Source organism: Hymenobacter glaciei, from assembly GCF_039539585.1.
In the GTDB taxonomy this organism is placed as follows: Bacteria; Bacteroidota; Bacteroidia; order Cytophagales; family Hymenobacteraceae; genus Hymenobacter; species Hymenobacter glaciei.
Map to the genome: position 1 here is coordinate 159,298 of NZ_BAABDK010000029.1, position 19,414 is coordinate 178,711.

The 19,414-nt window shown below is 58.7% G+C and carries 17 protein-coding genes and 1 other RNA gene; 6 read left to right on the forward strand and 12 right to left on the reverse strand.

Features of this window, described 5'->3' with window-relative positions; genetic code table 11:
• Positions 1-133: 133 nt before the first annotated feature.
• Positions 134-904 carry an AMP nucleosidase gene (locus tag ABD837_RS18455; RefSeq protein ID WP_345057429.1) on the reverse strand — a complete coding sequence of 257 codons (771 nt, stop codon included), beginning with the start codon at positions 902-904 and terminating at the stop codon, positions 134-136.
• Between the two features lie 120 nt (positions 905-1,024).
• Between ABD837_RS18455 and ABD837_RS18460 the strand changes: the two genes are divergently transcribed.
• Positions 1,025-1,498, forward strand: a complete 474-nt coding sequence (locus ABD837_RS18460) for a type I restriction enzyme HsdR N-terminal domain-containing protein (RefSeq protein ID WP_345057799.1) — start codon at positions 1,025-1,027, stop codon at positions 1,496-1,498.
• Positions 1,499-1,582: 84 nt separating this feature from the next.
• Here ABD837_RS18460 and ABD837_RS18465 read toward each other — a convergent pair whose 3' ends face one another.
• From ABD837_RS18465 to ABD837_RS18485, 5 genes are all read right to left on the reverse strand, one after another.
• Positions 1,583-1,888 carry a hypothetical protein gene (locus ABD837_RS18465; protein ID WP_345057431.1) on the reverse strand — a complete coding sequence of 102 codons (306 nt, stop codon included), beginning with the start codon at positions 1,886-1,888 and terminating at the stop codon, positions 1,583-1,585.
• 171 nt (positions 1,889-2,059) lie between these two features.
• Positions 2,060-3,967 (reverse strand): LTA synthase family protein, encoded by a 1,908-nt coding sequence (locus ABD837_RS18470; protein WP_345057433.1) that lies wholly within the window; start codon positions 3,965-3,967, stop codon positions 2,060-2,062.
• A gap of 109 nt (positions 3,968-4,076) precedes the next feature.
• On the reverse strand, positions 4,077-5,204 hold the full coding sequence (ald, locus tag ABD837_RS18475) for an alanine dehydrogenase (protein WP_345057435.1): 1,128 nt from the start codon (positions 5,202-5,204) through the stop codon (positions 4,077-4,079).
• 141 nt (positions 5,205-5,345) lie between these two features.
• Positions 5,346-5,870 carry a VOC family protein gene (locus ABD837_RS18480; protein ID WP_345057437.1) on the reverse strand — a complete coding sequence of 175 codons (525 nt, stop codon included), beginning with the start codon at positions 5,868-5,870 and terminating at the stop codon, positions 5,346-5,348.
• A 144-nt stretch (positions 5,871-6,014) separates the two neighbouring features.
• On the reverse strand, positions 6,015-6,785 hold the full coding sequence (locus ABD837_RS18485; protein WP_345057439.1) for a DUF1573 domain-containing protein: 771 nt from the start codon (positions 6,783-6,785) through the stop codon (positions 6,015-6,017).
• 255 nt (positions 6,786-7,040) lie between these two features.
• On the opposite strand from ABD837_RS18485, the gene ABD837_RS18490 reads away from it, so the two are divergent.
• Positions 7,041-9,461: an alpha-ketoacid dehydrogenase subunit alpha/beta gene (locus ABD837_RS18490; RefSeq protein WP_345057441.1), complete on the forward strand. Its 2,421-nt coding sequence runs from the start codon at positions 7,041-7,043 to the stop codon at positions 9,459-9,461.
• 18 nt (positions 9,462-9,479) lie between these two features.
• On the opposite strand, the gene ABD837_RS18495 is transcribed toward ABD837_RS18490, so the two are convergent.
• Positions 9,480-10,067, reverse strand: coding sequence for a hypothetical protein (locus ABD837_RS18495; RefSeq protein WP_345057443.1), 588 nt, complete (start codon positions 10,065-10,067; stop codon positions 9,480-9,482).
• A gap of 118 nt (positions 10,068-10,185) precedes the next feature.
• Between ABD837_RS18495 and ABD837_RS18500 the strand changes: the two genes are divergently transcribed.
• Positions 10,186-11,202 carry an acyl-CoA synthetase family protein gene (locus ABD837_RS18500; RefSeq protein ID WP_345057445.1) on the forward strand — a complete coding sequence of 339 codons (1,017 nt, stop codon included), beginning with the start codon at positions 10,186-10,188 and terminating at the stop codon, positions 11,200-11,202.
• A 176-nt stretch (positions 11,203-11,378) separates the two neighbouring features.
• On the forward strand, positions 11,379-12,023 hold the full coding sequence (locus ABD837_RS18505) for a hypothetical protein (RefSeq protein WP_345057447.1): 645 nt from the start codon (positions 11,379-11,381) through the stop codon (positions 12,021-12,023).
• A gap of 121 nt (positions 12,024-12,144) precedes the next feature.
• Here the strand turns inward: ABD837_RS18505 and ABD837_RS18510 are convergent, their stop codons facing one another.
• Both ABD837_RS18510 and ABD837_RS18515 read right to left on the reverse strand, forming a co-directional pair.
• Positions 12,145-12,678, reverse strand: coding sequence for a DUF3833 family protein (locus tag ABD837_RS18510; protein WP_345057449.1), 534 nt, complete (start codon positions 12,676-12,678; stop codon positions 12,145-12,147).
• A 119-nt stretch (positions 12,679-12,797) separates the two neighbouring features.
• Positions 12,798-13,961 carry a sigma-54-dependent transcriptional regulator gene (locus ABD837_RS18515; RefSeq protein WP_345057451.1) on the reverse strand — a complete coding sequence of 388 codons (1,164 nt, stop codon included), beginning with the start codon at positions 13,959-13,961 and terminating at the stop codon, positions 12,798-12,800.
• A 241-nt stretch (positions 13,962-14,202) separates the two neighbouring features.
• On the opposite strand from ABD837_RS18515, the gene ABD837_RS18520 reads away from it, so the two are divergent.
• Together ABD837_RS18520 and ABD837_RS18525 are read left to right on the forward strand one after the other, a co-directional pair.
• A complete protein-coding gene (locus ABD837_RS18520; protein ID WP_345057453.1) occupies positions 14,203-15,486 on the forward strand; it encodes a PQQ-dependent sugar dehydrogenase in 1,284 nt (427 codons plus the stop codon).
• Positions 15,487-15,495: 9 nt separating this feature from the next.
• Entirely contained in the window at positions 15,496-15,945 is a 450-nt protein-coding gene (locus ABD837_RS18525; RefSeq protein ID WP_345057455.1) for a c-type cytochrome, read from the forward strand.
• 173 nt (positions 15,946-16,118) lie between these two features.
• On the opposite strand, the gene rnpB is transcribed toward ABD837_RS18525, so the two are convergent.
• The 3 genes from rnpB to ABD837_RS18540 form a co-directional block, all read right to left on the reverse strand.
• Positions 16,119-16,523: RNase P RNA component class A (gene rnpB / locus ABD837_RS18530), an RNA gene on the reverse strand.
• Positions 16,524-16,602: 79 nt separating this feature from the next.
• Positions 16,603-17,358, reverse strand: a complete 756-nt coding sequence (locus ABD837_RS18535; protein WP_345057457.1) for a carboxypeptidase-like regulatory domain-containing protein — start codon at positions 17,356-17,358, stop codon at positions 16,603-16,605.
• A gap of 138 nt (positions 17,359-17,496) precedes the next feature.
• Positions 17,497-19,359, reverse strand: a complete 1,863-nt coding sequence (locus tag ABD837_RS18540; protein ID WP_345057459.1) for a M1 family metallopeptidase — start codon at positions 19,357-19,359, stop codon at positions 17,497-17,499.
• Positions 19,360-19,414 lie beyond the last annotated feature (55 nt).

The following is a 19,414-nucleotide window of genomic DNA, read 5'->3' on the forward strand; positions in this document are numbered from 1 at the left end:
TGGCAATAAAAAAGAACGTCATGCTGAGCGTAACCGAAGCATCTTTACCACGCAAGTAATTTGATTCACTCCTGCGGTAGAGATGCTTCGACTTCGCTCAGCATGACGTGCTGAAGTCGTTTAACATAGTGCCTTATTCGAAGCGCATGTGTTTCACCGACTCGCCCGAGAACTGCAACTCCTGCAGCGACTCGATGCCGATTTGCAGGTGGCGCTTCACGAAATCGGTGGTCACTTTCGAGTCCGACTCCGAGGTTTTCACGCCCTCGGGCGTCATCGGGTTGTCGCTCACGAGCAGCAGGGCGCCGTGGGGAATTTCGTTGGCGAAGCCCACCACGAAAATGGTGGCTGTCTCCATGTCCACGGCCAGGGCCCGCACGCGCTTCAGGTAGTCTTTAAAATCCTGGTCGTGCTCCCACACGCGGCGGTTGGTGGTATACACTGTGCCGGTGTAGTAGTCGAGCTCGTGCTTTTTAATCATCGACGATACCGCGCGCTGCAGCCGGAACGAGGGCAGGGCCGGAATTTCCTTCGGCAGGTAGTCGTCGGAAGTACCGTCGCCGCGAATGGCGGCGATGGGCAGCACCAGGTCGCCGAGCTTGGTCTTTTTCAGGCCGCCGCACTTGCCCAGAAACAGTGCCGCCTTGGGCTTGATGGCCGAAAGCAAATCCATCACCGTGGCCGCCATGGGCGAGCCCATGCCGAAGTTGATGATGGTGATGCCGTTGGCCGTGGCCGTTTGCATCGGCTTGTCTTTGCCGCGCACCTCGGTGTTAAACTGCTCGGCAAACATGTACACGTAGTTGCTGAAGTTGGTGAGCAGGATGTACTGCCCAAACTCATCCAGCGGAACACCCGTGTAGCGCGGCAGCCAGTTATTAACGATTTCTTCTTTGGTCTTCATAAAACGTGGTTGAGTGGCGGGATGGCTACGTGAGGGATTGAGAAAAGGGTATGCGTTTCGCAGTCACTTAGCCACTCGGTTGCTCAGTCACTCGATACCAGACCCCTACCTTTGGAGGTGATGCAAGCCCTGGACCTGCCGCCTTTCGATGCCAAACTTACGCAATCGGCCACAAATCAACCACTCATCTGGGACGGGCTGCGGCGCAAGCACGTCGTGCTCACGCCCGAAGAGTGGGTGCGCCAGCACGTGGTGCACTACCTGAGCAGCCACCTGGGCTACCCGCGCGGCCTGCTGGCCCTCGAGCGGGGCCTGCGCTACAACCAGCGCCGGAAGCGCACCGACCTGCTGGCCCTCGACCCCGATGGCCAGCCGCTGCTGCTGGTGGAGTGCAAAGCGCCCGCGGTGCCCATCACCCAGGCAGTGGCGCAGCAGGCCACTACCTACAATCAAACCATAGGCGCACCCTTGCTGCTGCTCACCAACGGCCTGGTGCATTACTGCTGGCGGGTCAATTTTGAGAAGCGAACCAATGAGCGGCTGGCCGATATTCCAACGTTTGCCGAAGCAGTGCAGCTTAACCAAGGAAACTGATTTCCCTCGCCAAGCTGCCACAAGAAAAGCCCGGCCGCAATTGCTTGCGGCCGGGCTTTTTTACAAAAAACGAAAGAGTTAAATTTAGTTTTTCGGCTTAATTTTCGTCTTGTTACGCTTCTCTTTCACTTTCGTGTTGGCGGGTACCGTCGTCTGCGCGGGAGCAGGTTGCACCATGGGAGCAGGAGCATGGTCGGCAGTTGTGGTAGTCGACTCCGTAGTGGTGGTAGAAGCCGGAGCAGTCGACGGAGAAGCCGGGGTCGCCGGCGTGGCGGGTGTAGCAGGCGTTACCGTGGTTTGGCGGGTCGTGGTAGTAGAGCTGCTCTGCGCGTGCGCCGAGAAGGTACCCATCGCAAACAGTACGGCAGCTAAGATGAGGGGCTTTTTCATAGGAATAGAAGAGTAAGTGAAAGTGCTGCGCCGCCAGCCATGACGGTTCAGTTGCAGCCTTCAACGGAGCTCATCCTATTAGGTTTGATTTTTTACGCTTAGTGGTTGAATAGCAACAAATTGTAGTCAATGGTAGTGTTGGTATAAGCAAAGGCCTGAACACCGTCTATATCACTTGTAAAGGCGGTTATCCAGCAACCCGTTTACATAGAACTGCACGCAGGCCCGCAGTTCGTCGCCGTACTGCTTGGCCAGTGCCGGGTCGGGATGGGCAACTGGGTCGGTAGGCATAAAGTGAGGCGCATAGGGGTACAGACGCACTTCGTTTTTATTGGTGAGCTCAGTCACGAAATCGCTGTGCACCAGATAGTACGAGTCGCCGTCGCGAAACATGGCGCGGCCCGCACTAGCAGGGTCAAAAACCGATGAACCGAAGGGCAGCAACAAGGGCTGCTCCTGCCGCAGGCCCAGTACGTCGAGCACGGTAGCGGGTACATCGGCCTGCTCCGTTACGTGGTGCGGTATGATAGCCGGCAGCGCCTGGCCGGGCGCAAAAAGCAACAGGGGCGTTTTGTGGTAGCCCACCAGGTTTTGGTAAGTGGCCTGGTCGGTTTGCGAAGTATGGTCGGCCGTGAGAATAAACAGCGTGTTGGCATACCAGGGCTGGCGGCGGGCGGCCGCGAAAAACCGGCGCAGGGCCAGGTCCGAGTAGGCAATGGTTGGGTGGATGGGCTGCGTCCCAACCGGGAATTTGCCCCGGTACGCTTTCGGTAGCGTGAATGGGTCGTGGGCGCTGAGCGTGAACAGCGTGGCCAGAAACGGTTGTTTGGTCGCCGAGAGCTGCCGGTTGAAATATTGCAGGTAGGGCTCATCAAAAATGCCCCAGTGCCCGTCGTAATCGGGGCTGCCAATTCCGCCCGGGTACTCATTGAGTCCATAGTAGTGCTGCATGCCAGCAATGCCACTGAACATGTCGAAGCCCATGGTGCCATTGGCCCCGGCGTGGTACATGGCCGTGGTGTAGCCGTGCCGGCCCAGGATTTCGCCCAGCCCGTGCACCTCCGCCGTCTGAAAGCTGGAAGTGATAAACGGTTCATCCATCAGCGAGGGCAGGCCCGCCAGCACAGCCGGCAGAGCCTCGATGGAGCGGCGGCCGTTGGCGTAGTTGTCGCGCAGTAGCCGTGCCTGCGGCACCACCGCCAGCGAATCGAAGAACGGGGTATAGCCACCCTGGCCTCCGTTTTCCACCCCGATGTACTCTGATGCAAAGCTCTCCAGCAGCAGTACCACCACGTTCAGCGGCGCAGCCGGGGCCGGGCGGGAGGGCACCGGCCGCGCCGCCAGCGCCGGCCGCAGCGCCGCCGTGCCGGGGAAGTAGTCCACCCGCTCAATCGGCACTTCATCGAAGGACTTTAGCACCGTGAACGTGCTGTTCAGAACCAGATGGCCGAGTACGGCGGGTTGCTGCTCGAAGGCTACACCGGTGCGCAAAGGCTTCAGCTGCCAGCCGCCGCGCAGGCCCAGTACCACCAAGCCCACCGCCAGCATAAATTCCACACTGCGCTGCACCCACCGCCAGCGGCCAGCCGGGGCGGCCAGTTCGGCGCGCGTCGGCATGGGGCACAGCCACCACAAGGCATACACCAGGGCCGCCAACGGAATGGCCAGGTACCAGTAGTGCAGCCCAATCTGGCCAGCCTGCCGGGCAATGTCGTGCCCAATGGTGTGCCACTCGTTGCTCAGGCGCCGCCCAATAAATTTGAAATACTCCCAGTCAATAACATTGAGCAGGATGCCCGGAATGTTGAGCCCCACCAGCAGCCCGCGCAGCCACTGTTGCGCCCGCACGGCCCGCACCGGCACCAGCAGCGAAAGCAGCACCAATGGCAGGTTCAGCCACAGCAACGCAGCCACATCGAACCGCAGCCCGTGCCAGAAGGCCAGCGCCACCGCGCCCGGCGCAATGCCGCGAAACGTAGCCGGGTTCAGCAGCAGAAATCCCAGCCGCAACAGCGAATACACGACCAGTAGCAATGCAAAGCGGCGCAGCAACAGGCGAATGGATGGAGAGGGAAGCAAAGGGAATTAAAAATTGAGAATTATGAATTAACCTAAATTAAAAAGTAAAAATGCCTTCCCGGCAATAAAGCGGGAAGGCATTTTTACTAGTTGACTCTCTGATTGTAATTTAAACCGCTGCTGCCTCGAGCACCGTCTCCACGTTCACCATGGGCAAACCCCAGGCATCGGCTACGCCCTGGTACACGACTTCGCCGTGCACCACGTTCAGGCCGAGGCGCAGGGCCTCGTCGCGGCGGCAGGCTTCCTGCCAGCCCTGGTTGGCCAGTTTCACGGCGTAGGGCAGGGTGGCGTTGGTCAGGGCCAGGGTGCTGGTGTAGGGCACCGCGCCGGGCATGTTGGCCACGCAGTAGTGCACCACGTCGTCGATGATGAAAGTCGGGTTTTCGTGGGTGGTGGGGTGGCAGGTTTCAATGCAACCGCCCTGGTCCACGGCCACGTCGACCACCACAGTGCCGGGACGCATGGTCTTCAGCATGTCGCGGGTGATGAGGTGCGGAGCTTTCGCGCCGGGAATCAGCACCGCGCCCACAATCAGGTCCGAGGTTTTGATGGCTTCGCGGATGTTGTACTCGTTCGAGTACTGCGTTACCACATTCTTGGGCATGAAGTCGTCGAGCTCGCGCAGACGGGTCAGGCTCACGTCCATGATGGTTACCTGCGCGCCGAGGCCGGCGGCCACTTTCGCAGCCTGGGTACCGACCACGCCGCCGCCCAGGATGAGCACGTTCGCGGGCTTCACGCCGGGTACGCCGCCCAGCAAAATGCCGCGGCCTTTCAGGGGTTTCTCCAGGTACTTGGCGCCTTCCTGCGGGGCCATGCGGCCGGCCACTTCGCTCATCGGAATGAGCAGGGGCAGGGCGCGGTTGCTGAGCTCCACCGTCTCGTAAGCCAGGCAAATGGCCTTGCGCTCAATCATGGCGTGGGTCAACTCCTCGCCGCTGGCGAAGTGGAAGTACGTAAACAGCAACTGGTTCTCCTTGATGAGGGGATACTCTTCCGCAATCGGCTCCTTCACCTTAATAATCATCTCGGCCTGCCCGTACACCTCGGCAATGGTGCCGAGAATGGTCGCGCCGGCCGATTTGTACTCGTCGTCCGAGAAGCCCGAGCCTTCGCCGGCCGTGTGCTGCACCAGCAGGGTGTGACCGTGCTTGCGCAGTTCGGCTACACCAGCGGGCGTGAGGCCCACGCGGTTTTCGTTATTTTTAATCTCCTTAGGAACGCCAATAATCATGAGCGAAGGTGGGAATAAGATGGGTGAGGGGAGGTGGTGAACTTTCGAGCCGCAAAGATACGCGGCGCGCCTAGTACCAATGGTGCGAGATTTTGGTTCAGCCAGGATTTATAGCCAACAGCGAAACGTGCCGACAATAGCTCAGACGGCCTCCGCCAGCAGGGCATTCAAATCGAGCGCGCGGGTGTACATCTGCACTTCGCCGTCGGCGCTAAGCGGCCACTCGGCCCGGGGCCGGTCCCAGTACAGCTCCACGCCGTTGCCATCGGGGTCGTCGAGGTAGATGGCTTCCGATACGCCGTGGTCGGCCGCTCCGGTAATAGGGTAGTCGGCAGTTACCAGCTGCTGCAACGCCCCGGCCAATTCAACCCGAGTGGCGTAGAGAATGGCGGTGTGGTACAGCCCCGCGCCCTGCTTCCGGGCCCGCGGCCCGCCCAGGCTGTTCCAGGTGTTGAGGCCGATGTGGTGATGGTAGCCGCCGGCTGAGATAAAGGCCGCCTGCAGCCCAAACCGCTGCATGAGCTTAAAGCCCAAAATGCCACAGTAGAAACTCAGCGCCTTGTCGAGGTCGGTTACCTGTAGGTGGACGTGGCCAATGCGCGTTTGCGCGGGTACTTCGTAGGCGCTACTCCCTGCAGGAGCGGGCCCATTATCTGAATTTTCCATAATGGAATGAAGTATTGCTGCAAATTAATGTACCGACATCAATCTAAAATCGCTCCAAAAAAAGCCCCGCCAAAGTGGCAGGGCTTTCAAATGGATTGCAATAAATAGAACAGCTTGAAATGCGCTATTCGCTGAGCACGAACCTTACTTAAATGGCACACTCGTCGTGCCTTCCTTCATCATGCTGGTGCCGGTGAGGTCGCGCACGATGGTAGCTCTCAGCGTGATTTTAGCGTCGCCGCTCAAGTCGTTCGAGGTAATGGTTACAGCGTCGCTCACCTGCCCAAGCTGGCGCTGGGTGTAGAGCAGCTCCACTACTTCGCTCTGGCCGGGGGCCAGCGGCGCGGGGTTCACTTTGTAGCCCACGCAGTAGCAGCCCGACGATAGCGCCCCCAACACCAGCTCGGTTTTGCCCGTGTTCTTGACAGTGAATCGAGCCACTGGCTGCTGGCCGGCCTCCATCTTGCCGAAGTCGTGGATGCCGCGGTCGAGCACCAAGTGGGGCGACTGCGCCAGCTGCGCCGGGGTAAGGGTCGGTTTGATTTGTTCCTTGGTGAGCACCGAGCCTTTGATGCTGAGGACCTTGCTGGCATCGGCAGCGTTGCTGGTCACGGTCACGGTTTTGTTGAACACGCCCGGGCGACCGGCGCTGTTGTACATGGCCTTGATGATGCCGGTTTTGCCGGGCAGCACGGGCGTTTTGGTCCAGTCGGGAGTGGTGCAGCCGCAGCTGGCCTGCACGTTGGCAATAATCACCGGCTGGTTGCCGGTGTTCTTGAACTTGAACTCGTAAGTGGCCATGGTGCCCTCGGGCACGTTGCCGAAATCGTGGTTGTCGGTCGTGAACTGCATCACGCCCTGGGCGCGGGTAGCGCCGGCCAGCAGCAGCAGGCAGAGGGTAAGAAATTTCTTCATGACAGAAAATTGAATAAGCGTTGTGAAAAGGAAGCCTAGAGGGGAGCCGTTGGCGCGGTTGCCCTACTAAATCAGCGGATTGAAGCGGCGGGACGGTTCGAATTGGCTGGCCCGCCCCGCCGCGCTTTCCTTGCCCAAATATACAGCCAAAGCCCCGGTGCCACCCGCCCGGCCCCAATTCCGTATTTTTGCCGGCGGGTTCCGACCCGCTCCCTGCTCCAGTCTAAATTCCCACCCCGCCCTTAGCCCATATTTATGCCCGCTGCCGAAACCGTAGTGCCCACGCAGGCCGCGCCCCTCACCAAGGCCGATTTCCTTACTGATTACCGCCTGGCCTGGGAAAGTCGGCACGCCTCGCTGGCTGGCCGCAAAGAGGTATTCATGGGCAAAGCCAAGTTTGGCATCTTCGGCGATGGCAAGGAAGTGCCCCAGCTGGCCATGGCCCGCGCCTTCCAGAACGGCGACTTCCGTGCCGGCTACTACCGCGACCAAACGTTTATGGTGGCCATCGGCCAGCTCACCTGGGAGCAGTATTTCGCCCAGCTCTACGCCAACCCCGACGTGGAGGCCGAGCCCGCTACCGCCGGCCGCGCCATGAACGGCCACTTTGCTACCCGCATGCTCGACGAGGACGGCAACCTGCGCGACCTGGCGCAAACCAAAAACTCCTCGGCCGATATTTCGCCCACCGCCGGCCAGATGCCGCGCCTGCTGGGCCTGGCCTACGCCTCCAAGCTCTTCCGTCAAAACCCCGACCTGCACCAGTTCGACAGCCTTTCCACCAAAGGCAATGAGGTGGCATTTGGTACCATCGGCAACGCCAGCACCTCGGAGGGCATGTTTTTCGAAGCGTTGAATGCGGCCGGCGTACTGCAGGTACCCATGCTGGTGAGCGTGTGGGACGACCATTACGGCATCTCGGTGCCGGCCGAGTACCAGACCACCAAGCAGAGCATCAGCGAAATTATGATGGGCCTGCAGCGCGAGGGCGAGGGCCAGTCGGGCTTCGAGATTTATGTGGTGCGCGGCTGGGACTACGCCGGTTTGGTAGACACCTACCAGCGCGCCGCTGCCGTGTGTCGCGAGCAGCACGTGCCCGTCCTCATCCACGTCACGGAGCTTACACAGCCGCAGGGCCACAGCACCAGCGGCTCGCACGAGCGCTACAAAAGCAAGGACCGCCTGACTTGGGAGGAAGACCACGACTGCCTGCACAAACTGCGCGAGTGGCTGCTAGCCGAGGGCCACGCCACCGAGCTGGAGCTCGACGAAATCGAGAAAGCCGCCGCGGCCGTCATCAAGTTGGCCCGTACCGCTGCCTGGGCTGCCTTCTTCAACCCCATCAAAGCGGAGCGCGACGAGGCTGTAGCCATGCTCGACAAGCTGGTGGCTGCAACCGGCAACGAAAACACCATGCACGATTTGGTGGAGCAGCTGCGAACCAATCCTACGCCCATTCGGGCCGATGTGGTGCGCACCCTGCGGCGTGCCCTGCGCCACGTGCGCCACGAGAAGCGCAGCGCCGGGCGCCGGGCCATCCAGCGCCACCTCGAGCAGCTGCTGGCCGAAAACGCCGACCGCTACAACTCCAACCTGTTCAGCCAAAGCGAATGGGCGGTGGGCAATATCGAGGAAGTTGCCGCCACCTATGCTGCCGATGCACCCGTAGTGGACGGCCGCGAGGTGCTGCAGGCTTGCTTCGACGCCAACTTCCAGCGCGACGCCCGAATTTTTGCCATTGGCGAAGACGTGGGCAAAATTGGCGACGTGAACCAGGCATTTGCGGGCCTGCAGGACAAATTTGGCGAGCTGCGCGTGACCGATACCGGCATCCGGGAGTGCACCATTGCGGGCCAGGGCATTGGGGCCGCGCTGCGGGGCCTGCGCCCCATCATCGAAATTCAGTACCTCGACTACCTGCTCTACGCCGTCCAGATTTTGAGCGATGACCTGGCGTGCCTGCAGTACCGTACCAAAGGCGGCCAAAAGGCCCCCCTGATTGTGCGCACGCGCGGACACCGGCTGGAAGGCGTGTGGCATTCGGGCTCGCCCATGCAGATGATACTGGGCAGCCTCCGGGGCATGCACGTGTGCGTACCACGCAACATGGTGCAGGCCGCTGGCTTCTATAACACGCTACTGCGCAGCGACGAGCCAGCCCTCGTGATTGAGTGCCTGAACGGCTACCGCCTGAAGGAAAAAACGCCGAGCAACGTGGGCGAATTCACCCTGCCGCTGGGCCGTCCCGAAGTGCTGCTGGCCGGTACCGACGTAACGGTGGTGACCTATGGCTCGATGTGCCGCATTGTGATGGACGCCGCCAAACAGCTGGCCGAAGTGGGCATCTCAGTCGAAGTTATCGACGTGCAGACGCTGCTGCCTTTCGACACCGACCAGCTCATTGCCGACAGCTTGGCCAAAACCAACCGCGTGGTATTTGCCGACGAGGACGTGCCCGGTGGAGCTACCGCTTACATGATGCAGCAGGTGCTCGATGGCCAGCAGGCCTACCGCTTTCTGGATGCGCAGCCGCGCTGCCTGGCTGCCCAGCCGCACCGGCCGGCTTACAGCTCCGACGGCGACTACTTCAGCAAGCCCAACGCCGAAGATGTATTCGACACCGTGTATGAGCTGATGAGCGAGGCCGAGCCCGAGCGGTTCCCCGAGATTTATTAAGCCAAAAAAACGCTGGGCTTACGGGCCCAGCGTTACTTCGGTAGTCGTGACCGCGTTGCTTTGATGCATGGCGCGGTCCATAATACTGATTTCGAAGCGGAGGACATCGTTCGCGCTATAGGAGGTTCGGTTGAGCGGCAGCCGCAGCTTATACCGCAGGGTTCCTTTCAGCGGCGCCGGTTTAGCGTCGGTCGTGGTCTCAAGGCGCGGATAACGGCCATCGTACTCGCCGGGGAAGCCCCCTGGGGTGTAGAAAGGAACGAACGTAGGGATGCCACCACTAATTACCCGTTTGAATGGCTGAATGAAATAGTTATTGCTGGTAGATAGGTTATTGTGGCCACCGGTCGGCGAGTTATAAGGCGGAATGGCGGCGTCGTCGGCATCGAGACCAAGGTCGCCGTCGCCATCCTGAAAATCAATGGCAAACTCCAAAGTATCAGCAGGGGTGGCTCCGGGCATTCTCGGCGCTTCGTAAGTCTTCTTCAGACTATTAAACGTGATGGTGGGCTCCAGTGGGAAATCGGGTGCTTTCAAGCAACTGCTGGTGCCAGCCCAGCCGAGGGCAAGCAGGGCAACCGCGCCGAGGGTACGAAACAGATTCATAGAAACCAAAGAAGTAAGTTCAGGAGCCTAACGGCTGCCGCGGCCCCAAAGTACGTTCTTCGCAACGAATAGTGCGCTTGGTTGGTTCAGCCTGGGCTTTGTTGCCACATTGCTGCTTATGTCATTCCGCTTCGATTTTATCGGCGCCCTGCCGCAACTCACACCGGCTACTTTCGAAACGGCTGCGCTGGCACTGTTCCGGTACCAGGCCGTGCATTGCCCGCCTTACGCCCGGTACCTGGCCCAGCTACGCGGTAATGCGACCGGCTACGACCCTACTACCGTAACCCGACTCACGGATATTCCCTTTCTGCCCATTGAGTTTTTCAAAAGCCACGATGTACGCACCGACCCGGGAAAATGGCAACCGCAGGAGGAATTCCTAAGCAGCGGCACCACGCTGCAACAGCGCAGCCGCCACCTGGTGCGCGAGCCGGGGCTATACCGCGAAAACGCGGCCCGTATTTTCGAGCAGTACTACGGTCCGCTCACGGACTGGATATTTCTGGCGCTGCTGCCGTCGTATCTGGAGCAGGGTAATTCTTCGTTGGTGGCAATGGTCGACTACTTCGCCCGGCAATCAGGGCAAACACAACCAGCGTTTTTCCTGCACGACCACACCGCCTTGCGCGCCGCACTGGCCGAAGCCAAGCAGGTGCCCGACCGCCGCGTCATACTCATCGGCGTGAGCTATGCGCTGCTGGATTTCGCTGCCGAAGTTGGTCAAGCACCGGAATTACAAGGCCTCACGGTGCTCGAAACCGGCGGCATGAAGGGCCGCCGCCGCGAGATGATTCGCGAAGAGCTGCACCAGGAGTTACAGCGGGCGTTCGGGCCGGCCGGAATCCACTCCGAATACGGCATGACGGAATTGCTGAGCCAGGCTTATTCGCTCGGCGATGGCCGCTTCCACTGCCCACCGCCGCTGCGGGTGCTGCTGCGCGAGCCTTCCGACCCTTTCTCTGTTACCGAGTTTCGGCCCGATGGCGCTATTAATGTGATTGACTTAGCCAACGTGGATTCCTGCGCGTTTATTGAAACCAAGGACTTGGCCCGCATGCATCCAGACGGTTCGTTTGAGGTGCTGGGCCGGATGGATAACTCGGATGTGCGCGGGTGTAATCAGATGGTGTAGTTGCACCGTAGCATGCTTCGCGCTACATTGTTCCTTAGCACCCAGCCGGTAGCAGATGGCTTGCCGAAAGTTATATCATTGTAATTTCGGAATTGCAAATATCGGGGCTTCCTTCGAAAACAGTACACGCTATAAAATAGCTACCCGAAATGCAAATTAGTCATTACATTCTTGCAATGTTACTTCCAATTGGTATGCTAACTAGCTGTACTAATTCGGAAAATCCCAAAATCGCAGAGAAAGCAACTATTCAAAAACATGTAAATGCTGATAGTATTCAACTAACAACTTTAATAAGGGACATCTACGAGTGGCACGAAACCAAACACCGGAATGTCGGCTTTCCTTTTAAAGGCAATTTCCCTTCTGATAGTGTATTTACGGGAATTGACTGGGATGCCTACAATAAAGAATCTGAAATTTTCAGGCAAACAAATTATTTCTCACAGGAATTTTTGAACAGGCATCGAGCAATTGCAACTACAATTGACTCCTCGGTGAAAAAGGCAAGTGTTGAGTGGAGGAATTTCAACGACGGAATTCCGCTTTGGAGCACCGATGCTGATGATTGGTGTGGGTGCCAGGACAGTCCTGATGAGTATTGGAAGCAACTCAGTATTAGTAACCTAAAACTGAGCAATAATAACACGGCAGTATTTAACTGGGCTTGGGGAATTAAAGATGGAGTTGAGCCTCCATTCACGTATAAAATGAAGGCCAAAAAAGAGAATGGAGTTTGGAGAATTTCTTACATGGATGGCTTCAGTCATTATGGCACCGTTGCCGATTACGACAAGACGATGAGCCAAAGCAAGAAGTAGAGCCATTGCCAAAGGACTATTAGCTTCCTGAAAAAGCAGCTATACTATCTGAAATATAGCTGTTGAGCGTCATGCGTTTGCTGCAGATGGCCATTTTGGAATTCTGAATTTACCCCCAATGTTAGTCGTCTTTGTGAAACTGCTCCGTTATTTCGGTGACAACGATTCCTAGCTTTCGGATAATACTCCAGATGATAAGCGTCTTGCCATCAGGCATGAGGTACATGCACTGCGTCATGTTAACATGCTTAACCAATCCCTTGTCAGCAACTTTTAGCCGAAAGCTCCAGGTAAAATAGTTGCCGTACAATTCTCCGTGGGCAGTGCCTTCGACATCACTGCCGGTGGCATCGACATGATGGGCATCAATGATTGTTAATTTAAAGTTGCGGTGGGTTGGCTTGCTGTTTTCGGAATGCAGGTCCTGTTCCATGCTCAAAATGCCGTTGGCATATACCCCTGCGGTTTGCGTGGTAATGCGTTCAGAAGGCTTGCCGCTGCGAGATTCCAGTACGCCAGTAGAATGCGTATGGCCGCCGAAAAATTTGACCGGGTCCAGGGTTGGAGTGCCATTGCTGAAGCTTTCAGGCTTCATGGAGGAGCAGCTTGCTAAACCAAAGAGGACTAAGAATGCTGGGATGCAGCTATTTTTCATAAAGTTGATTAAAATCAATTTTGCCACCGGTTACTTGGTTAGCTAAAAAAAGCAGCGCCTGAATCAGCTGATTCAGGCGCTGCTTTTTCATTTTACACTGATTGCGAAATAAACGCTTCCTATTTCCCCGCAAACGCCTTGGCGTCGCCTTCCGTAATGGTGTCGTCGCTCATGATAACGAGGCGCTCGACCACGTTGCGCAACTCACGAATGTTGCCGCGCCAGTCGAGGCTTTTGAGGTAAGCAAGGGCGGCGGGGTCCACTTTCTTGGGTTTGTTTCCGTAGTCGGCGGCGATATCGTTGAGGAACTTCTGAATCAGGTCGGGGATGTCTTCGCGGCGGTCGTTGAGAGCAGGCACCTGGATGAGGATGACCGAGAGGCGGTGGTACAGGTCTTCACGGAAGTTCTTGTCGGTGATTTCCTGCATCAGGTCCTTATTGGTGGCGGCGAGTACGCGCACATTTACCGAGATTTCCTTTTCGCCGCCTACGCGGGTGATTTTATTCTCCTGTAATGCCCGCAGCACTTTGGCCTGGGCCGAAAGGCTCATGTCGCCGATTTCGTCCAGGAACAGCGTGCCGCCGTCGGCCTGCTCGAACTTGCCGATGCGCTGCTTCACCGCCGAAGTGAAGGAGCCTTTTTCGTGGCCGAACAATTCGCTTTCAATCAGCTCCGATGGAATGGCGGCACAGTTCACTTCCACCATTGGGCCCTGAGCGCGGTTGCTGAGTTCGTGCAGCTGGCGGGCCACCATTTCCTTGCCGGCGCCGTTGGGGCCGGTGATGAGCACACGGGCATCGGTGGGAGCCACTTTTTCGATGGCTTTGCGCACGGCGCCGAGGGCGGCCGACTGGCCCACCATTTCCGAGCCTTTCGTGACGGAAAGCTTCTTTTTCAGCGTCTTGGTTTCGGTTACCAGCTTGGTGCGGTCGAGGGCGTTGCGCACCGTCACGAGCAGGCGGTTCAGGTCCGGGGGCTTGGAGAGGAAATCGTAGGCGCCTTTTTTGGTGGCATCGACGGCGGTTTCGATGTTGCCGTGGGCCGATACCATGATGAAGGCCGCGTCGGTGCCCATGGCCTGGGCGCGGGTGAGGACTTCGAGGCCGTCCATCTTGGGCATGCGGATGTCGCAGAGCACCACGTCGTACTTCTGCTGGATGAGCAGGTCGAGGCCGGCGGGGCCGTCTTCGGCCTGGTCGACGGTGTAGTTTTCAAATTCCAGAATCTCCTTCAGCGTATTGCGGATGGCTTTTTCGTCGTCGATGATGAGAATGCGGGGCATGGATGCGGGAACGGGAATGGATGCGAACAGAGAGGCGCGAAGGTAACGAAAAGCGGCGCTAGGAGTTTAAGCAAGGCAATGAACGAAGTAGAGACGCATATTTGCGTCTCGTCGTCTGCGCAATTCGCTTAGCAGCCATCATTCATCTCCGGCGCCTTCGACATTTCGTTCAACGAAGAGACGCAAATATGCGTCTCTACCTCGTTCCACAACTCGCTCCAATCCAATCCTAATTTCCCGCATGACCCATACCCTAACCCGCCCGCTGCTGCTCGTGGCGGCCCTGGCCGGCAGCTTCGGCCTCTACTCTCTCGTCAGCAAGCCTGCGCTGGCCGCCGACCCCAACAACGCCGGCCTGAAGTTGCCCGCTGGCTTCGGCGCGCTGGTGGTGGCCGAAACCGGTGGCAAAGCCCGGCACATCGCCGTCACGCCCCAGGGCACCATTTATGTGAAGCTGAATGCCGCGAAAAATGGCAAGGGCATTCTGGCGCTGCACCCGGCTGCCAACGGCAAGGCCACGGCTGCCCCAACGGGCTTCGGCAGCTACGGCGGCACGGGCATTTATGCCAAGGACGGCTTCCTGTACGCTTCTTCGGATGAAGAAGTATTTCGCTACAAGCTCGATGCGAAAGGGGAGGTAACCAACCCCGCGCAGCCCGAGAAAATCGTGACGGGCCTGATTAACCGCCACCAGCACGAGAGCAAATCCATCGTGCTCGACAACGCGGGCAACCTCTACGTCAACATCGGGGCCTATTCCAACGCCTGCCAGGTGAAGGACCGGCAGCGGGGCTCGCTGGGCGTGCAGAACTGCCCGGTGCTGGATTCGGCGGGCGGCATCTGGCAGTTCCGGGCCGATAAAACGGGCCAGACCTACGGCAGCGGCACCCGCTACGCCACCGGCCTGCGCAACGTGGTGGGCCTCGACTGGAACCCACAGAACAACCAACTCTTCGTGATGCAACACGGCCGCGACCAACTGCACGACAACTTCCCGGCCCTCTACGACGACAAGCAGTCGGCTGAGCTGCCCGCCGAGTGCATGTATGCCCTCACCAAAGGCGCCAACGCCGGCTGGCCCTACCTGTACTACGACGGCCAAAAGAAGCAGAAGATGCTGCCCCCCGAGTACGGCGGCGACGGCAAGAAACTCGCCGACCCCAAATACCTGGAGCCCGCCGCTGCGTACCCCGCCCACACCGCCCCCGACGGGCTGCTGTTCTACACCGGCACTATGTTCCCCGAGAAATACCGCAACGGCGCGTTCATCGCCTTCCACGGCTCCTGGAACCGTGCCCCCGAGCCCCAGAAAGGGTATTACGTGGTGTTCCAGCCCTTCAAAAATGGCAAGCCCGCCGGCGAGTGGGAAGTATTTGCCGACAACTTTGCCGGCACCCCCGCCAAAGCCGCTGCCGGCCGCGCCGACCACAAGCCCTGCGGCCTGGCCCAGGGGCCCGACGGCTCGCTCTACGTGAGCGACGACAAAGCCGGCACTATCTACCGCATCATCTACACCAAGAAATAAGGCCTGTTCGTGAAGAAGTTAATTGTAATGTTGTCGGTGCTGGCCTTGGCTGCCAACCCGGCGCTGGCACAAAAGAAGCCGACCGCCAAAGCCCCTGCCAAGAAAGCTGTTGCTGGCGTATCGGCCGCGCTGTTGGCTTCGGGGAAATCGGTGTATGCCCAGAATTGCCTTACCTGCCACATGGCCGACGGCCTGGGCGTGGATGGCATGAACCCGCCGTTGGCGAAAACCGACTACGTCCTGGGTGATAAAGTCCGCCTCACCACGGTGCTGCTCAACGGCCTGCAGGGTGTCGACATCAACGGCGAGCAGTACCGTGGCGTGATGCCCGCCCAGGCGACGCTCACCGATGCGCAGATTGCGGCGGTGCTCACCTACGTGCGCAACTCGTTTGGCAACAAGGCCAGCGCGGTGACGGTGGGCGAGGTGAAGGCCGTGCGGGCCGCGAATAAGAAATAGAAACAGAGTCAACGCATGCCAAGCGCAGCCGAGGCATCTCGCGTGCCGCCACTAATTATTACGATTGGATTTACTATTGCACGCGAGATGCCTCGGCTGCGCTCGGCATGACGGTTTAGATTACAGTTCAAAACATAAAAAGGCCACTTCCGCGCGGGAGTGGCCTTTTTATGTGGGGTGATGGGTCTGTAAGCCGGGTTTTGTCCGGGGCCGAAGCCCCTGCCTCACCATTTATCTAGGCCAGTCGTTGCCGAAAGGCTCCATCAACCTACCCGCTGGCGCCGGACGAGCCGCCCGGAGCCGATGCGGCCGAAGCCGCGCCGGCGTACCAGCTTATTTGGTCTTTCAACCCCTGAGGTTTACCCAGCCGGAACGGTCACCCGCCCGCTGGTGCGCTCTTACCGCACCTTTTCACCCTTACCGGCCACCCGAAGGCGACGTAGGCGGTAATTTTCTGTGGCACTAGCTGTCCTGGTTCGCATTATACTCGCCAGTCCTTCCCGTTAGGAAGCAAGGTGCTCTGCGTTGCCCGGACTTTCCTCGTCGCTCGAAAGCGCCGCGGTGAGGCGACCCATCACTGCGGGCAAAGGTACGCTTCGAAAAGGAGTCGAGAGTTGTTTTTCGTGCCTCCTGTCGGCTAAGCGCGCTTGTGGTAGGTTAATAGATGTCAACGTTTTTAAAAATACCCGTAATTTGCTTAGGAGCAACGGTTGCGCTATTAGCTGGTACGGCTTGGCAGGTGAACGAGCCAGACACCCGTCGAGGGTTCGTCCCGTACACTGAAACTGACACGGTGCCACTGCCTCCAACGGTCGTCCATTGTTGGACCACACCTTGCGGACTGGTTAGGCTGAAGGTAATGGAGGATGAACCATTGGCACTACCCAGGGGAAAGGCCATTGGAGAATTGTCGATTCCGGACAAGACTATCGACATATTTGCGCCGGCTGAAGAGTACGAGAAGGACAATACATTAGATTGATAGTTGGTGAGTGGTATGCAGAATCCATGGTATTTGCCATCTATCGACCACCACCCTCCTGGAGTAATGTTGGGTTCGTAAATAGAAGTCCCTATAAACTCAGTACGACCAGCTTTCGCATAGCCATCCATAGGAGATAGCCAACTGTAGCCCGGTGCGGGCGAAATGTTGATACTCCATTTGCCAACGGTGATGTCTTTAAAGTAATAGTCGCCATTTGCTGCTGGCACTACGGTTATTTCCTGACCAGTTGAATACGACCTGGCGGTAACGGATGCCGCTGCAAAGGCGGGTAGCGCTTGCCCGTATAGGGTGCCAGTCTGTGGCGAAGTGACGGTAGGGAAGACATCAGACTTGCTGTCGCAGGCCGAAATAAAACCCGAAGCACCCAAAAGTGCCCCTAAAAATAAAGAACGGAAAAAAGCTTTCATGAAGGAAGATGTGGAAAGGGATTTAAGAAGTTCATGCGATAGTAAGGGCACGGGGCAGTTGCTATGGGCTAAGCGGTGAGGAGCAAGTGAATGCAGCTACGTAAACATATTCAAATTTATCGTATCGACACGCATATTCTACTTCCCTTCCCACACATTATCCTTCGGGTAGCTGTCGGGCACTAAGGTGCTGCCCAGGGTGATGCGCCGGATGGGCTGTTTGCTGACCACGGGTACCGTAACGGCCGTTTCGCCCGATTCCCAGACGCTGATGCTGCGGTGGAGCTTCTGGGTGGTGTTATCGGCGAAGGTCAGGGTGAGGTCGACGGGGACGGGCTTGCGGCCGTGGGCTTCGATGAGAATGTCGTAGCCGGGGCTGGTTTTTTCGACACGGGCGATGGCCAGGTCGGGGTACCCGTCCTCGAAAAACCAGCGCTGCCAGAACCAGTTCAGGTTGCGGCCCGCTCCCGTGTTCATGCTGTTGAAGAAGTCGGGCGGCAGCGGGTGCTTGCCGTTCCAGTTGCGGATGTAGGTGTGCAGGGCCTTGGTGAACAGCTCGTCGCCGAGCAGGTCGCGCACGTAGAGGTAGCCCAGGCCGGGTTTGGGATAGGAGTTGAGGAAGGACGGGATGCCGCTCATCTGGGTGGTGAGCGTGACGATGGGCGCGTCCTGCTCGGTATCAGCAAACTGGGCGTAGCGGGCGATGCCGTAGTCGTCGTCCAGCTTGGGCTCGATGATGCTCGAAATCACCCACTCGCCGATGGTGGCCCAGCCTTCGTCCATCCAACCGTATTTGGTTTCGTTGATGCCCATGTAGAAGGGGAACATCGTGTGGAAGATTTCGTGGTCGGTGAGCGTGATGGCGTCGTCGCGGGTGTCGGTGGGGTTGTCGTTCACCATCATCGGGTACTCCATCTGGTCGAGGCCGTCGAACACGGTTTCGTGGGCGTAGGGGTAGGGCCAGCGCGGGAAGGTGTAGCTCATGGCCTCCACCGTTTTGCGGGCGAACTGGATGACTTCCTCGTAATCCTTATGCTTGGGGCTGTACACGGCGTCGACGCGGGTGCGGCGCTTGGTGGCGGGGTCCACGACCAGGCTGGTGCTCTGCCAGACGTAGTGGTCGGCGGTGGCAAACACGAAGTCCGTCACATTCTTTGCCTCGAAGCGCCAGGTATTCTGAGCATTGACGGCGGTGATGCCGCGCTGCTTGGCTTCCTCCGGGGTGATGATGAAGAAAACGGCGTCCTTCTGCTCGGCGGCGGCCAGGCGCTGGGCGTATTTGGGGGCCAGCACCTGGGTGGCGTTAGTGAGGTCGCCGGTGGCCCACACCACAAAATCCTTCGGCACGGTGATGGCGGCTTTAAAGTTGGCGAAGTCGTTGTAAAACTCTGCGTCGCCGGTGTAGGGCAGCTTGTTCCAGCCGTCGAGGTCGTCGTACACGGCGATGCGCGGGAAGAAGTAGGCCACGAAATCAGCGCCCGGCTCCACTTCGCCGGTGCGCTGGTGCGAGCCTTTGTTCAGGATGTAATTGTAGGCCACGCGCACGGTGGCCGTTTGGTGGGCGGCGAGTGGCTGGGCGAGCTTCACCGGCAGGTTGGTGGCCTGTACAGGCAGCTTCTTCACGTCGAAGTTCTCGCCGTTGATGCTCAGCGCCGAGATGCTCACGCCCGCGCTCACGTCTTCGGGGGCAATGGTGCGGCTGCGGGGCGCGCCCTTCTGGTAGAGGTTGGGGTAGAGCTTGAACCAGATTTGCGGCAGCGCATCGGGGCTGTTATTGACGTACTTGATATCGACCGTGCCAGCCACGCGGCGGGTGGCGGGGTCGAAGCTGACCTTGAGGTCGTAGTCGGCGGTGTTCTGCCAGTAGTTGGGGCCGGGCGCGCCGGTGGCAGCGCGGGTGCCTTTCTCAAACAACGGCTGGAAGTTGCGAGGCAGCGGCAGCGGGCTCTGGGCCAGGGCGGGCGCGGCCAGCAGCAGCAGGGCAAGGGGGAGAAAACGCATGGAGGAGGGAAGCAGAAGAAGCCGCGTGAATAAGGAAGAGCTACAAAAGAACGTC

What these genes read in the sequence shown, in the direction of transcription:
- ABD837_RS18535 (WP_345057457.1), bottom strand. Translation starts at nt 17,358, where the DNA reads ATGAAAGCTTTTTTCCGTTCTTTATTTTTAGGGGCACTTTTGGGTGCT.
- ABD837_RS18480 (WP_345057437.1), bottom strand. Translation starts at nt 5,870, where the DNA reads ATGGAAAATTCAGATAATGGGCCCGCTCCTGCAGGGAGTAGCGCCTAC.
- ABD837_RS18500 (WP_345057445.1), top strand. Translation starts at nt 10,186, where the DNA reads ATGTCATTCCGCTTCGATTTTATCGGCGCCCTGCCGCAACTCACACCG.
- ABD837_RS18515 (WP_345057451.1), bottom strand. Translation starts at nt 13,961, where the DNA reads ATGCCCCGCATTCTCATCATCGACGACGAAAAAGCCATCCGCAATACG.
- ABD837_RS18460 (WP_345057799.1), top strand. Translation starts at nt 1,025, where the DNA reads ATGCAAGCCCTGGACCTGCCGCCTTTCGATGCCAAACTTACGCAATCG.
- ABD837_RS18540 (WP_345057459.1), bottom strand. Translation starts at nt 19,359, where the DNA reads ATGCGTTTTCTCCCCCTTGCCCTGCTGCTGCTGGCCGCGCCCGCCCTG.
- ABD837_RS18455 (WP_345057429.1), bottom strand. Translation starts at nt 904, where the DNA reads ATGAAGACCAAAGAAGAAATCGTTAATAACTGGCTGCCGCGCTACACG.
- ABD837_RS18520 (WP_345057453.1), top strand. Translation starts at nt 14,203, where the DNA reads ATGACCCATACCCTAACCCGCCCGCTGCTGCTCGTGGCGGCCCTGGCC.
- ABD837_RS18505 (WP_345057447.1), top strand. Translation starts at nt 11,379, where the DNA reads ATGTTACTTCCAATTGGTATGCTAACTAGCTGTACTAATTCGGAAAAT.
- ABD837_RS18465 (WP_345057431.1), bottom strand. Translation starts at nt 1,888, where the DNA reads ATGAAAAAGCCCCTCATCTTAGCTGCCGTACTGTTTGCGATGGGTACC.
- ABD837_RS18485 (WP_345057439.1), bottom strand. Translation starts at nt 6,785, where the DNA reads ATGAAGAAATTTCTTACCCTCTGCCTGCTGCTGCTGGCCGGCGCTACC.
- ABD837_RS18490 (WP_345057441.1), top strand. Translation starts at nt 7,041, where the DNA reads ATGCCCGCTGCCGAAACCGTAGTGCCCACGCAGGCCGCGCCCCTCACC.
- ABD837_RS18495 (WP_345057443.1), bottom strand. Translation starts at nt 10,067, where the DNA reads ATGAATCTGTTTCGTACCCTCGGCGCGGTTGCCCTGCTTGCCCTCGGC.
- ald (WP_345057435.1), bottom strand. Translation starts at nt 5,204, where the DNA reads ATGATTATTGGCGTTCCTAAGGAGATTAAAAATAACGAAAACCGCGTG.
- ABD837_RS18510 (WP_345057449.1), bottom strand. Translation starts at nt 12,678, where the DNA reads ATGAAAAATAGCTGCATCCCAGCATTCTTAGTCCTCTTTGGTTTAGCA.